The organism is Yersinia proxima (assembly GCF_902170785.1).
Lineage (GTDB): Bacteria > Pseudomonadota > Gammaproteobacteria > Enterobacterales > Enterobacteriaceae > Yersinia > Yersinia proxima.
This window is the reverse complement of sequence record NZ_CABHYG010000001.1, coordinates 53,620-68,154: the sequence shown is the minus strand read 5'-3', so window position 1 is coordinate 68,154 and position 14,535 is coordinate 53,620. Positions and strand designations below refer to the sequence as shown.

Sequence of the window (14,535 nt, the reverse complement as noted above, 5' to 3'; positions counted from 1 at the left end):
GTTAAGGAGCCCTTACTTGCGTCCAATGATTTCCTGGCCTTTAAGCAAATTACTGCCTTTTGGCCTGCTACTGTCGTTTGTCATGTTGTTATCCCTGCCGCTGCATGCGGCAACTCAGCCGAATGAAGAACAACTCAGGCAAGAGTTGAAACAGGCTGAAGCCAATAAAGGGATGGCAAATCAGGCAGAAATTGTTCAAGCACTGCAAGGCGCTCTTAGTTGGCTGGCGGATGCGAAAGAATCTGATATCCGCGCTCAGCAGTATCAAAAAGCCATTGATGATTTTCCCAAGCTGACCCGCGAGCTACGCCAACAGTTAGCACAGGAAGATAAACCTCTGCCAGTGCCGGGCAATATGTCTACGTCCGAGCTGGAGCAGCAGGTGCTGCAAATCAGCAGTCAGTTGTTAGAACTGAGTCGTTTGTCGCAGCAAGAGCAAGATCGTGCCCGCGAAATCAGCGAGTCACTCAATCAACTGCCGCAACAGCAATCAGAAGCCCGACGAATTCTGACAGAAATCAGCTCGCGCTTGCAGGCGCAAAGCGGCCCAACCACGCCAGCCGCGCAAGCTCAACTGGCGTTATTGCAAGCTGAGGCACTGGCGCGCAAAGCGAAAGTCAATGAGCTGGAGCTTTCCCAGCTTTCCGCCAATAATCGCCAGGAATTATCACGGCTACGGGCCGAACTCTACAAAAAGCGTCAGGAGCGGGTCGATACCCAGCTTCAGGCATTGCGTAATACCCTAAATAATCAGCGCCAACAGGCCGCAGAACAAGCACTTGAGCGAACAGAGCTACTGGCCGAGCAAGGTGGTGATTTACCGGCGTCGATTACTCAGCAGTTACAGATAAACCGTGAGTTGTCTCAAGCACTGAATCAGCAAGCCCAGCGCATCGATCTTATTTCCTCCCAGCAGCGTCAGGCCGTCTCACAGACCCAACAAGTCCGACAGGCACTCAGCACCATTCGTGAGCAGGCCCAGTGGCTAGGGGTTTCAACCGCATTAGGTGAAGCACTGCGCGCACAGGTTGCCAGGTTGCCGGATGTACCAAAATCTCAGCAATTGGACCGCGATATGGCCCAGTTACGGGTACAACGCCTGCAATATGAGGACATGCTCGAGAAGTTACAGCAGCAAAATGTCAAATTAACTCAAGATGATGGCACGCCACTTACCACCGAACAGCAGCGGATTCTGGATGCCCAGTGGCGTACTCAGCGCGAATTGCTTAATTCTCTGCTCTCCGGCTATGACACCCAGATTCTTGAATTGACCAAGCTGAAAGTGGCTAACAGCCAGTTAGTGGATGCCTTAAGTGAAGTGCGTGAGGCCACCCACCGTTACCTGTTTTGGGTCGCGGATGTCAGCCCGATTTCACTCTCCTATCCTGTGAATGTCGCTCATGATCTTACCCGCTTATTGTCGCTGGATACGCTGGCGCAGTTGAGTGGGGCCTTCGTGATGATGATGACTAATCAGGAGACATTGCTACCAATTATTGGTGCGCTACTGTTTGTTGGTTTCAGTATCAGCTCTCGCCGCCACTATCATGCTTTCCTTGAACGCGCCAGCAGCCGTGTAGGCAAAGTGACACAAGACCATTTCTCCCTGACGCTACGTACTGTGTTCTGGTCGATTTTGATGGCACTGCCGCTACCGGTTTTATGGGCCGCGGTCGGTTATGGATTGCAAAATGCCTGGTCGTATCCGATGGCAATTGCCATTGGGAATGCCGTCACCGCAACAGTTCCGGTGCTGTGGGTGTTTATGATCAGTGCTTCATTTGCCCACCCACATGGCCTGTTTATTACCCATTTCCGCTGGTCACCGACCCAAGTCGGGCGGGCAATGCGCTTCTATCGTATGTCAGTGTGGTTAATTATCCCGCTGATGATGGCACTGATTACCTTTGAGAATTATAACGACCGTGAATTCGCCGGCACACTGGGCCGGTTATGCTTTATTTTGCTGTGTATCGCCTTGAGTTTGGTGACCAACAGTTTGAAGCGGGCTGGGATTCCTCTCTATCTGGATAAGAAAGGTTCTGGCGAGAATATTGTGAATGTGGCGCTGTGGGGGCTGCTGCTGTCTGCACCATTGATTGCCGCATTAGCGTCTGCGCTGGGTTATCTCACCACATCACAGGCACTGTTGGCACGTCTGGAGACTTCGGTTGCTATCTGGTTCTTCTTGTTGGTGGTTTACCATATTATTCGCCGCTGGATGCTGATTCAGCGCCGCCGTATTGCCTTTGATCGTGCCAAGCAGCGACGTGCCGATATTCTGGCGCAACGCGCCCGTGGCGAGGATGATACGCCGCACAATAACAGCACCGAAGGTTCCATTGATGTAGAAGAGCCGGTAATTGATCTGGATGTGATCAGCGCCCAGTCTCTGCGGCTGGTACGATCCATTCTGACCATGATCGCGTTGGTTTCAGTGATCGTACTGTGGTCTGAGATTCACTCGGCTTTCGGTTTCCTGGAAAACATTCGGCTGTGGGATGTGTCATCGACGATCAATGGTATTGAGTCGGTACAGGCGATCACCATGGGATCACTATTGATCGCCATTTTGGTGATGATTGTAACCACCCAACTGGTGCGTAACCTCCCTGCGCTGCTGGAACTGGCGCTATTACAGCATTTAGATCTCACACCGGGAACAGGCTATGCCATTTCGACTATCACCAAGTATCTATTGATCTTGTTCGGTAGCTTACTCGGCTTCTCAATGTTAGGGATTGAATGGGCGAAATTCCAATGGCTGGTTGCCGCACTGGGTTTGGGGTTAGGCTTTGGTTTGCAAGAGATTTTTGCCAACTTCGTCTCCGGCTTGATCATCTTGTTTGAGAAACCGATCCGTATCGGCGATACCGTAACTATCCGTGATCTCACCGGTAGCGTAACCAAAATCAATACCCGTGCGACGACAATTTCTGACTGGGACCGCAAAGAAATTATCGTGCCGAATAAGGCCTTTATTACCGAGCAATTTATTAACTGGTCACTGTCGGATTCCATCACCCGTGTGGTGTTAACTGTGCCGGCTCCAGCAGAAACCAGCAGTGAGGAAGTGACGGAGGTATTACTGACCGCCGCGCGCCGCTGTACATTGGTATTAGATAACCCGCCACCAGAGGTCTATTTGGTCGATCTCCAGCAAGGAATTCAGATTTTTGAGCTGCGTATTTATGCCGCTGAAATGGGCCATCGTATGCCACTGCGCCATGAGATCCACCAGTTGATTCTGGCCGGTTACCGCGAACACGGTATTACTCTGCCGTTCCCACCTTTCCAGGCTCGTTTGGAAACACTGGGACGTGGGCGTGTGGTTTCGTCAAATCGAACTCGTACACCGGGTAGTCTGTAAGATCACTGAGTGAGAAAGAAACAAAAATGCCCTGATCTGTGAAGGATCAGGGCATTTCTTTTAACACCGCTGCGGTGCCAGGAACACCAGACATTCCCCAAAGTTATTGGTGTTGCAGCAAGGCAGCAAGTAAGCGCACCCCGATGAGCTTACTGGAGTAAGTGATTCGGGTGAGCGAACGCAGCTAACACCGCTGTGGCTCCAAGAACGAAGGGGAATTAGGCGATATTGACCGGGAAGGCAATAACATCACTCAGCTTTTCCGCCCCGAGCGCCAACATCACCAGACGATCAACCCCTAATGCCACGCCAGAACAATCCGGCAAACCGTGTTTCAGGGCATCAATCAGATTCATGTCGATGGGATGTTGTGGTAAACCGCGTTTTTCACGACTGCGATTATCTTGCTCAAAACGTTTCAGTTGCTCATCGCCATCAGTCAACTCATGGAAACCATTCGCCAGCTCAATTCCTTTAAAGTAGACCTCAAAGCGCTCGGCTACACGGTGATCTTCAGTGCTGATCACGGCAAGAGAAGCCTGCGATGCTGGGAAATGGTAAACAAATGCCGGTTTATCACGGCCAATGTGAGGCTCAACCCCAACGGTGAACAATAATTGCAGCAGCGTATCGCGATCTTCTTCTGTATCAGCAATATTGCTTAAATCCAGCTTGGCTGCGGCTTCGCGCAATTGCGCTTTATCCGCTGACAGGGGATCAATATCCAAATGACGCAAGAATGCCTGCTGATAAGAAAGTCTTTCTGAATTATCGCAATCCAGAATTTGTTGCAACAGGTCATCCACCTCATCCATCAGGCGATACATATCATAATGCGGGCGATACCATTCCAGCATAGTGAATTCAGGATTGTGATGACGGCCAGCTTCTTCATTGCGGAAACTGCGCCCCAATTGATAGATAGAACCGCTGCCAGCTGCTAGCAGGCGCTTCATGTGATATTCCGGGCTGGTCATCATGTACAGCGTCAAACCATCGGCAGCGCCCGGGCCAACAAACCGGGTTTGGAATGGGACTAAATGAATGTCCGTCACTGTCGCTTGGCTCATGGTGGGCGTTTCAACTTCCAATACGCCACGATCGGCAAAAAAGCGCCGAATCTCTGCCATTATTGCTGCGCGCTTCAACAAATTGGCGATGGGTGCACTCGGCTGCCAGCTTGCCGTTTCGCTCATGGTGGTTAACTCCGAAATCAAACAGGGGGTGCAGTCTACTCGCATCTACTCACTCAGACAAATCTGTCACTCATCTGGCAGATTCTCCCCACGAATTCAGCATTTCCCTCTGTAAAAATGACTTTCGCCCAGCATATCCTGTTTGGGATCACGTTTTTGCTAGTAATGCCATTGAGATGGTTCAAATAAAACAAAACAATCGATCACATCAAATTTCTATCATTTAGCATTAGGTATAATTATTTCCATACAAAAAGTAAGAAATAGCTATTCTTAATAGAATAATTCTCGTTACCTACTAATAAGTTAGCGTAATAAAAATATCAGAAAATATATTAAGAATAGAAATTTAATTTATATAGCCAAAGCCATTGGCGTTGCAGTTAACACCACCGCGGCGTCAAGGACGAAGGATATAAGATTTTCACTTGAACAATGGAGAAGCGCAGTGCAAACCTTTAACGCCGATCTTGCCATTATCGGGGCCGGGGGAGCTGGTTTACGTGCAGCAATAGCCGCAGCGGAAGCCAACCCTCAGCTGAAGATTGCTCTGATCTCGAAAGTATACCCAATGCGTAGCCACACTGTGGCTGCCGAAGGGGGATCAGCTGCCGTCACACAGGACCACGATACCTTTGACTACCATTTCCACGATACCGTAGCCGGTGGCGACTGGTTATGTGAACAAGATGTTGTAGACCACTTTGTCCATAGCTGCCCGGAAGAAATGGCCCAGTTAGAAATTTGGGGCTGCCCATGGAGCCGTAAGCCAGATGGTTCTGTTAACGTCCGTCGTTTCGGCGGAATGAAAATTGAACGGACCTGGTTTGCAGCAGATAAAACCGGCTTCCACATGCTACACACCCTGTTCCAGACCTCTTTAAAATACCCACAAATTCAACGATTTGATGAGCATTTTGTGCTGGATATTCTGGTTGATGATGGTCAGGCTCGTGGTGTTGTCGCCATGAATATGATGGAAGGCACCCGGGTGCAAATCCGTGCCAATGCTGTGGTCATGGCCACTGGCGGCGCTGGTCGTGTTTATCGTTATAACACCAACGGCGGAATTGTTACCGGTGATGGTATGGGGATGGCCTTCCACCACGGTGTGCCTCTGCGTGACATGGAATTTGTGCAATATCACCCTACCGGCTTACCGGGTTCAGGCATCTTGATGACCGAAGGTTGTCGTGGTGAGGGCGGTATTCTGGTCAACAAAGACGGCTACCGTTATTTGCAGGATTACGGCATGGGGCCAGAAACCCCGCTCGGCGAGCCAAAGAACAAATACATGGAACTAGGCCCGCGCGATAAAGTATCGCAAGCCTTCTGGCATGAATGGCGTGCTGGCCGCACTATCGCCACGCCGCGTGGTGATGTGGTCTATCTGGACTTACGCCACTTGGGCGAGAAAAAACTGCTTGAGCGCCTGCCATTCATCTGTGAGTTAGCGAAAGCATATGTCGGTGTTGATCCGGTTAAAGAGCCAATCCCAGTGCGCCCAACTGCACATTACACCATGGGTGGCATCGAAACCAACCAGCAGTGTGAAACCCGAATCAAAGGGCTGTTCGCTGTTGGCGAATGTTCTTCTGTTGGTCTGCACGGCGCAAACCGTCTGGGCTCCAACTCACTGGCAGAACTGGTGGTCTTTGGCCGTCTTGCTGGCGAACAAGCCGCAGCGCGCGCCATGGAAAGCAACCCGGCCAATGGCAGTGCGTTGGATGCGCAGACCCGTGATGTGGAAACTCGCCTAAGCAACCTGATGAAACAGGAAGGGACTGAAAACTGGTCTAAAATCCGCGACGAGATGGGCTTATCAATGGAAGAAGGTTGCGGCATTTACCGCACACCGGAACTGATGCAGAAGACCGTGGATAAACTGGCTGAGCTGAAAGAGCGCTTCAAACGCGTGAAAATCACCGATAACTCCAGTGTTTTCAATACCGACCTGCTCTATACCATCGAGTTGGGTTATGGTTTAGATGTGGCTGAATGTATGGCCCACTCGGCACTGAATCGCAGAGAATCCCGCGGGGCGCACCAACGTCTGGATGAAGGCTGCACCGAGCGTGATGATGTGAACTTCCTCAAACACACGCTGGCCTTCCATACCCCAGGCGGCGCACCACGCCTTGAATACAGCGACGTAAAAATTACCAAGCTGGCCCCGGCAAAACGCGTTTATGGTGGTGAAGCTACCGCCCAAGATGCAAAAGACGCCAAAGATGCAAAAGATTTAAAGGATAAGGAGCAGGCGAATGACTGATATGAAACTCCTGAAAATGGAAGTCATGCGCTATAACCCGGAACGTGATAGCGAACCTCACTTCGAAACCTTTGAAGTGCCTTACGATGAGCAGACCTCTCTGCTGGATGCGTTGGGGTATATCAAAGATAACCTGGCACCGGATCTGTCTTATCGCTGGTCTTGTCGGATGGCCATTTGTGGCTCGTGCGGCATGATGGTCAACAAAGTGCCAAAACTCGCCTGTAAGACTTTCCTGCGCGAATATACCGGTGGGATGAAAGTTGAGGCGCTGGGCAACTTCCCAATCGAACGCGATTTAGTGGTGGATATGACTCACTTTATTGAGAGTCTGGAAGCCATCAAACCTTATATCATTGGCAATGAACGCAAACCTAAAGACGGCCCGAATAAGCAGACTCCGGCCCAAATGGCGAAATACCACCAGTTCTCTGGCTGTATTAACTGTGGCCTGTGCTATGCCGCCTGCCCACAGTTTGGTCTGAATCCTGAGTTTATTGGCCCGGCAGCCATCACTCTGGCTCACCGTTACAATCTGGATAACCGTGATCACGGTAAGAAAGAGCGTATGCCACAGCTAAACGGCAAAAATGGTGTCTGGAGTTGTACCTTTGTTGGCTACTGTTCTGAAGTTTGTCCTAAGCACGTTGACCCTGCGGCTGCTATCCAGCAAGGCAAGGTTGAGAGTGCGAAAGACTTCATGATCGCCATGCTGAAACCACAATAAGGGAGGGGAAACAGTAATGACTACTAAACGTAAAGCATACGTCCGTACCATGGCCCCGAACTGGTGGCAACAGCTCGGTTTTTATCGCTTTTATATGTTGCGTGAAGGCACTTCCGTACCCACAGTCTGGTTCAGTATTCTGTTGATTTACGGAGTGTTCGCACTGAAAAGTGGCCCGGCCGGGTGGGAAGGCTTTGTTGGATTCCTGCAAAACCCGTTGGTGCTACTGATCAATATCATTACGTTATTGGCCGCAGTGTTACATACCAAAACCTGGTTTGAACTGGCACCAAAGGCCGCCAATATTATTGTTAAAGACGAAAAAATGGGTCCAGAGCCAGTTATCAAGGCGCTGTGGGTTGTGACTATCGTGGCTACCGCGATTATTCTGGCCGTTGCCTTACTCTAACCCGGAGGAGAACAAGATGAATCAAGTCCCTAAGCGCTCCGATGAACCTATCTTCTGGGGTCTGTTCGGTGCGGGCGGCATGTGGAGTGCCATTATTGCACCGGCGGTTATTCTGTTGGTTGCCATTTTGCTGCCACTGGGTGCCTTCCCAGGAGAAGCATTAAGCTACGAGCGCGTGCTGGCATTTTGTCAGAGTTTCATTGGCCGGGTATTCCTGCTGCTGATGATTATTCTGCCGCTGTGGTGTGGTTTACACCGCATCCACCATGCCATGCATGATTTGAAAATCCACGTTCCTGCTGGGAAATGGGTGTTCTATGGCCTGGCTGCCATTCTGAGTGTGGTCGCTATCATCGGTGTTCTGACACTGTAATTGTCCATGCGTTATCAACGGCCCGTGCTTATGCCGGGCCGTTTTTTGTTGTACCGCCAACAACTTATCCCGCCAATACCCTATTCCACCAATAACTCAGATTCATCCATTTGCCTCTTTCATAGATGATAGCTATTCTCAATTACAAGCTAATAGTAAAAATACTAAGGAATACCGATGCGTCTGTGGTCAAAATTATCCGTAATAACAGCAACGTTGCTTTCTGTCGCTTGTAGTGTTACGCCGCCAAAAGACGTGAAAATCGTCGATAACTTCCAACTACCCCGCTATCTCGGCACCTGGTATGAAATCGCCCGGTTGGATCATTCTTTTGAGCGCGGATTAGATAATGTCACGGCTAATTACTCACCCCGTGATGATGGCGGTGTAAAAGTTATTAATCGGGGTTATAACGCGAAGAAACAGCAATGGCAGGAGAGTATCGGCAAAGCCTATTTTATTGGTTCTCCGCAACAAGCCTCACTGAAAGTCTCTTTCTTTGGCCCGTTCTATGGTGGCTATAATGTCATTGATTTAGATGATGCATATCAACATGCTTTGATTGCTGGCCCTAACCGGGAATATCTGTGGATTTTATCCCGCACACCAACAATTGATAACCAAACCCGCGATCGTTTGGTGTCTGTTGCGAAGCATTATGGTTTCCCGGTGGAGGAGTTGATATGGGTTAAACAAGGGGAGGTTCCTCCCCTATAATTTATGACGCCAGCTTCAGCCCGATAATTCCGGCTAAAATAAGCCCCAAACTGAATACCCGAGCTAAACTGGCCGACTCACCCAGTAGCATAATGCCTAGAATAGCGGTTCCCACTGCGCCAATACCGGTCCAGACCGCATATGCCGTGCCTGCCGGTAGCGTTTTCATGGCGTACGCCAATAAGAAGACACTGGCTGCCATAGCCACCAACGTAACAATACTGGGTGCCAGTCGCGTAAAACCATGGGAATATTTCAGGCCGATAGCCCAAATCACTTCTAACAGACCTGCAATAACCAGAATAATCCAAGCCATGGTAACCCCCTCGCTTAGGTGGGGTCGTCCCCGAAAAAATAGATGCGTGCCGGGTCGTCCCAGGCAGCCTTAAGATAAGAGTGATACATTATCACGCTAAATAATACGCAGCAATATCATTGCTCCGTCAGAAGCAAAGCCGGCGACAATTAATTGCCGCCGATAACAATGCATATATATCCTAAATAATTCAAGTTGCAGGAAGGCGGCAAGTGGAACCGATTTGTACAGCATTCATGCCCCCACAGGGTGAGCCTCATTAATCCCGATGAGCTTACTGCCTTAAGTGATTCGGGTTATTGAACGTAGCCAACACACATACAGCCTGAAGTATGAAGGGGATTTATTCAGCACTGCGTTCAATAGCGCTACCTGCGCTTTGAACATCTTTACCCACACCTTTGGTGGTATTGCAGGCGCTCAATGAAGAGATAACTAACAATGAGAAAATAACAGCGATGCTTTTCTTCAACATTATAGAAGATCCTTATGGTATGAAATTATCTATACGCTCTATAAGGATAGTCAAAAAAATAGCATTGCACTTTTTCTGACTTAAATTGCTGTAATGGATAGCTAACCTCAGATAGCAGAAAACCGCCGATTAAGCGGTTTTCTTTCATTCTCAGCGCAACTTTCACACAGCTTTACGGCGCTGGCTTACTTAACGCGAGAAACGTATTCGCCAGAGCGAGTATCAACTTTGATGACTTCGCCAACTTGTACGAATAGTGGCACTTTGACCACTGCACCGGTGCTCAGCGTTGCTGGCTTACCACCCGTACCGGCAGTATCACCTTTCAGACCTGGGTCAGTGTCAACAATTTCGAGTTCAATAAAGTTTGGTGGGGTCACAGAAATAGGCTGACCATTCCACAGAGTTACGATACATTCAGCTTGGTCAATCAACCACTTAGCATTGTCACCAATGGCTTTAGCATCAGCTTGCAGTTGTTCGTAAGTCTCGTTGTTCATGAAGTGCCAGAACTCACCGTCGTTGTACAGGTAAGTCAGGTTCAGATCGTTAACGTCAGCGCCTTCCAGAGAATCTGTTGATTTGAAGGTCTTTTCAACGCGCCCGCCAGTCAGCAGACGGCGCATCTTAACACGAGCAAAAGCCTGGCCTTTGCCTGGTTTTACGAACTCGCTGGACTCGACTGCATAAGGCTCGCCCTCGAACATGATTTTAAGACCGGGACGAAAATCGTTGCTATAATAACTGGCCATGATGGTCCTCAAGAAACTGGTAGTAAGCCTAAAAAATGGCAAGTATTGTAACCCGAAACATGCCAATTAGAGAAGATTGGTTGCAACAACTCGCCGATGTAATTACTGATCCGGACGAATTGCTAAGAATTCTGCTGTTAAATGAACACCCTAACCTGCAACAAGGTACTGCTGCGCGCCGTTTATTCCCTTTAAGAGTGCCTCGTGCATTCGTTGCGCGTATGCAACCGGGAAACCCATCAGACCCTTTACTGCTGCAAGTGCTCACCGCGCGCGAGGAGTTTATTGCCGCTCCCGGTTTTACCAACGATCCGCTTGATGAGCAGCGCAGTGTTGTCCCCGGCTTATTGCACAAATACCGCAACCGCGCGCTATTGCTGGTCAAGGGCGGCTGCGCCGTTAACTGCCGCTATTGTTTCCGCCGTCATTTCCCTTATCAGGATAACCAAGGTAACAAGGCCAATTGGCGTCAAGCGCTGGACTATGTCCGCCAACACCCTGAACTGGACGAAATCATTTTTTCGGGTGGCGATCCGTTAATGGCAAAAGATAGTGAGCTTAGCTGGCTATTAGATGAAATTGAAAGTATTTCCCACATCAAACGGCTGCGGATTCATACTCGCTTGCCGGTTGTTATCCCCGCACGTATTACCGCAGAGCTATGTCAGCGCCTGAGTGATTCGCGATTACAGGTGCTGATGGTGACACATATCAACCACGCCAATGAAATTGACGCGTCATTACGAGACAGTATGGCACAGCTCAAGCGAGCAGGTGTGACGCTACTGAATCAGAGCGTGTTGCTACGTGGGGTCAATGATGATGACGAGGTTTTGGCGACATTAAGTAACGCCTTGTTTGATGCCGGCATCCTGCCCTACTACATCCATGTGCTGGATAAAGTACAAGGTGCGGCTCATTTTATGGTCAATGATGATGAAGCCCGGCAGTTAATGAAAGGGTTACTCAGCCGCGTATCGGGTTATTTGGTACCCCGTCTGGCACGAGAAATCGGCGGGCAGCCTAGCAAAACGCCGCTGGATCTCCGGTTGATGCAGGATGAATAATAATGAAGTGCAGCCAACACATCTGTAATTTGAAAGATGACCATTGGTATATACCCTATAGATTTCAAGGTACAGGAAGGCGGCAAATGAAAGAATCCCGATGAGCTTACTCAAGTAAGTGATTCGGGTGATTGAGTGCAGCCAACACATCTGTAATTTGAAAGATGACCATTGGTATATACCCTATAGGTTTCAAGGTACAGGAAGGCGGCAAATGAAAGAATCCCGATGAGCTTACTCAAGTAAGTGATTCGGGTGATTGAGTGCAGCCAACACATCTGTAATTTGAAAGATGACCATTGGTATATACCCTATAGGTTTCAAGGTACAGGAAGGCGGCAAATGAAAGAATCCCGATGAGCTTACTCAAGTAAGTGATTCGGGTGATTGAGTGCAGCCAACACATCTGTAATTTGAAAGATGACGGGTATAAAAGGGATGCTATAGCATCCCCGATTCATTTACCTGCGTGCTTCAGATATCAAGGGCACTTGTAAACTTCGCCGACCATCTTGCTGTCTAGCGGTGCAAAGCTGGATAAGAAGGTTTCGCTCGGGCTGGTTGCGCCATAGATAACATTACCCCCCATCGCCGCTGCTTTATTACGTAGGTCATTTGCTGCACCACGCATAGAGCTGCTTTCACCACTTGAGATCCAATTGCTCTGAGTACCTGTCACCTGCCCAACCAACTGACATTCACTACCCGGTTTGGTATCGGAGAACTTCACTTGCTCGCCCGCCGAACTCAATTGGTTAGTGGAGCTACAGCCTGCCAGCAACAGCGCTGCTGAAAGACCAAGTAACACTTTAATCCGCATTTTTTTCCCCATTCGAAGTTGAGAATCACGCTAAAGATTACCAGAAAGCATCGCTGCCGCTTAGGCATCCGCTGCCGAAATTATCCAAATACCCGATGTCGAGCCTGATGGTTAATGATTAACAGTTTACACATTAAATTACTGTCAGAACGAAAAAAAGTCCTGCAATCATCACACTGAATGAAATAAAAGCGCTTTTAGGGCGTTTAGTTATGAAATTTGAATCAGAAAAGACTGAGTATAAGACGGAATAGCGGCGGAGTTATGACAGGTTCAGTAGTAAATAGATAAAAAAAGCGAGCAGGTTGCCCCACTCGCTTTAGGTTTATAGCTTAATCAGCAATCAATGAAAAGCTATAGGCTTGGGGCATTACATCATGCCGCCCATGCCGCCCATACCACCCATGCCGCCAGCGCCCATATCAGCACCTTTGTCATCACGTGGCAAGTCAGTGATCATGCACTCGGTGGTGATCATCAGACCAGCAATAGAGGCTGCGTACTGCAGAGCAGAACGAGTCACTTTAGTTGGATCCAGGATACCCATCGCGATCATGTCGCCGTATTCTTCGCTGTAAGCGTTGTAACCGTAGCTACCTTCGCCCGCTTTAACGTTGTTTGCGATAACAGAGGCTTCTTCACCCGCGTTAACCACGATCTGACGCAGTGGAGACTCCATCGCACGCAGAGCAACTTTAATACCGACGTTCTGGTCTTCGTTGTCGCCTTTCAGGCCAGCAGCTGTGATAGCAGATGCAGCACGAATCAGTGCAACACCACCACCAGCAACCACGCCTTCTTCTACCGCAGCACGGGTTGCGTGCAGAGCATCTTCAACGCGCGCCTTCTTCTCTTTCATTTCAACTTCAGTTGCGGCACCAACTTTGATAACGGCTACACCGCCAGCCAGTTTAGCGACACGCTCTTGCAGTTTTTCTTTGTCGTAGTCAGAAGTTGCATCTTCAATTTGCTGACGGATCTGAGCAACACGGCCCTGAATCGCAGCTTCATCGCCTACGCCATCGATGATGATAGTGGTGTCTTTATTGATAACAACACGTTTTGCCTGACCCAGATCTTCCAGAGTGGTTTTTTCCAGCTCCAGGCCGATCTCTTCAGAAATAACAGTACCCGCAGTCAGGGTAGCGATGTCTTGCAACATGGCTTTACGACGGTCGCCGAAACCAGGTGCTTTAACAGCGGCAACTTTAACAATACCGCGCATGGTGTTAACCACCAGAGTTGCCAGAGCTTCGCCTTCAACATCTTCTGCAATGATCAGCAGTGGTTTACCGGCTTTCGCTACGGCTTCCAAAACTGGCAGCATTTCGCGGATGTTAGAGATTTTCTTGTCAGCCAGCAGGATGAATGGGCTTTCAAGTTCAATAGAACCAGTTTCTGGTTTATTGATGAAGTAAGGAGACAGGTAACCGCGGTCGAACTGCATACCTTCTACAACGTCCAGCTCGTCTTGCAGGCCTGAACCTTCTTCAACGGTGATAACGCCTTCTTTACCAACTTTTTCCATCGCTTGTGCAATCAGCTCACCCACAGTTGAGTCTGAGTTTGCAGAGATGGTGCCTACCTGAGCGATCGCTTTAGAATCAGAGCAAGGCACAGACAGTTTTTTCAGTTCTTCAACTGCAGCGATAACTGCTTTGTCGATACCGCGTTTCAGATCCATTGGGTTCATGCCGGCCGCAACGGCTTTCAGGCCTTCAGTGATAATGGATTGCGCCAATACAGTTGCAGTAGTGGTGCCGTCACCCGCAGCGTCGTTCGCTTTAGAGGCAACTTCTTTAACCATCTGTGCACCCATGTTCTCGAACTTATCTTCCAGTTCGATCTCACGCGCAACTGAAACACCATCTTTGGTGATAGTTGGAGAGCCGAAAGACTTGTCCAGAACTACGTTACGGCCTTTCGGGCCCAGGGTCACTTTTACTGCATCAGCAAGAATGTTTACGCCGCGTAGCATTTTGATGCGAGCGTCGTTACCGAATTTTACGTCTTTAGCTGCCATTGGTATGATTTCCCT

At 49.3% G+C, this 14,535-nt stretch carries 13 protein-coding genes; 7 read left to right on the top strand and 6 right to left on the bottom strand.

Annotation, left to right across the window (positions count from 1 at the left end; translation table 11 throughout):
* The first annotated feature begins 16 nt into the window (after positions 1-16).
* On the top strand, positions 17-3,373 hold the full coding sequence (gene mscM, locus FTB31_RS00300) for a miniconductance mechanosensitive channel MscM (RefSeq protein WP_050075640.1): 3,357 nt from the start codon (positions 17-19) through the stop codon (positions 3,371-3,373).
* 218 nt (positions 3,374-3,591) lie between these two features.
* Here the strand turns inward: mscM and epmA are convergent, their stop codons facing one another.
* Positions 3,592-4,569, bottom strand: coding sequence for an elongation factor P--(R)-beta-lysine ligase (gene epmA, locus FTB31_RS00295; RefSeq protein ID WP_077175638.1), 978 nt, complete (start codon positions 4,567-4,569; stop codon positions 3,592-3,594).
* Positions 4,570-5,017: 448 nt separating this feature from the next.
* Here epmA and frdA point away from each other — a divergent pair, with 448 nt between their 5' ends.
* The 5 genes from frdA to blc all read left to right on the top strand — a co-directional run bounded on the left by frdA (position 5,018) and on the right by blc (position 9,067).
* Positions 5,018-6,841 (top strand): fumarate reductase (quinol) flavoprotein subunit, encoded by a 1,824-nt coding sequence (gene frdA, locus FTB31_RS00290; protein WP_050075638.1) that lies wholly within the window; start codon positions 5,018-5,020, stop codon positions 6,839-6,841.
* Positions 6,834-7,568: a succinate dehydrogenase/fumarate reductase iron-sulfur subunit gene (locus tag FTB31_RS00285; protein WP_005156463.1), complete on the top strand. Its 735-nt coding sequence runs from the start codon at positions 6,834-6,836 to the stop codon at positions 7,566-7,568. Before frdA ends, FTB31_RS00285 begins: the two co-directional genes overlap by 8 nt.
* A gap of 16 nt (positions 7,569-7,584) precedes the next feature.
* Positions 7,585-7,977, top strand: a complete 393-nt coding sequence (frdC, locus tag FTB31_RS00280; RefSeq protein WP_005175556.1) for a fumarate reductase subunit FrdC — start codon at positions 7,585-7,587, stop codon at positions 7,975-7,977.
* Between the two features lie 16 nt (positions 7,978-7,993).
* Complete coding sequence (gene frdD, locus FTB31_RS00275; protein WP_050075637.1) at positions 7,994-8,350, top strand: fumarate reductase subunit FrdD; 357 nt, start codon at positions 7,994-7,996, stop codon at positions 8,348-8,350.
* A 177-nt stretch (positions 8,351-8,527) separates the two neighbouring features.
* The gene (gene blc, locus FTB31_RS00270; RefSeq protein WP_050075636.1) at positions 8,528-9,067 is read left to right on the top strand and encodes an outer membrane lipoprotein Blc; all 540 of its coding nucleotides are present in this window, start codon (positions 8,528-8,530) and stop codon (positions 9,065-9,067) included.
* A 1-nt stretch (position 9,068) separates the two neighbouring features.
* Here the strand turns inward: blc and sugE are convergent, their stop codons facing one another.
* The 3 genes from sugE to efp form a co-directional block, all read right to left on the bottom strand.
* Entirely contained in the window at positions 9,069-9,383 is a 315-nt protein-coding gene (gene sugE, locus FTB31_RS00265; RefSeq protein ID WP_050075635.1) for a quaternary ammonium compound efflux SMR transporter SugE, read from the bottom strand.
* 343 nt (positions 9,384-9,726) lie between these two features.
* A complete protein-coding gene (locus FTB31_RS00260) occupies positions 9,727-9,858 on the bottom strand; it encodes an entericidin A/B family lipoprotein (RefSeq protein WP_004706993.1) in 132 nt (43 codons plus the stop codon).
* Positions 9,859-10,043: 185 nt separating this feature from the next.
* Positions 10,044-10,610, bottom strand: a complete 567-nt coding sequence (gene efp / locus FTB31_RS00255; protein ID WP_005156473.1) for an elongation factor P — start codon at positions 10,608-10,610, stop codon at positions 10,044-10,046.
* A 35-nt stretch (positions 10,611-10,645) separates the two neighbouring features.
* Here efp and epmB point away from each other — a divergent pair, with 35 nt between their 5' ends.
* On the top strand, positions 10,646-11,677 hold the full coding sequence (epmB, locus tag FTB31_RS00250) for an EF-P beta-lysylation protein EpmB (protein WP_077295841.1): 1,032 nt from the start codon (positions 10,646-10,648) through the stop codon (positions 11,675-11,677).
* A 481-nt stretch (positions 11,678-12,158) separates the two neighbouring features.
* Here the strand turns inward: epmB and FTB31_RS00245 are convergent, their stop codons facing one another.
* Positions 12,159-12,497: a DUF4156 domain-containing protein gene (locus FTB31_RS00245; protein WP_005175566.1), complete on the bottom strand. Its 339-nt coding sequence runs from the start codon at positions 12,495-12,497 to the stop codon at positions 12,159-12,161.
* A gap of 370 nt (positions 12,498-12,867) precedes the next feature.
* Positions 12,868-14,520 (bottom strand): chaperonin GroEL, encoded by a 1,653-nt coding sequence (gene groL / locus FTB31_RS00240; RefSeq protein WP_050075633.1) that lies wholly within the window; start codon positions 14,518-14,520, stop codon positions 12,868-12,870.
* Positions 14,521-14,535: the final 15 nt, after the last annotated feature.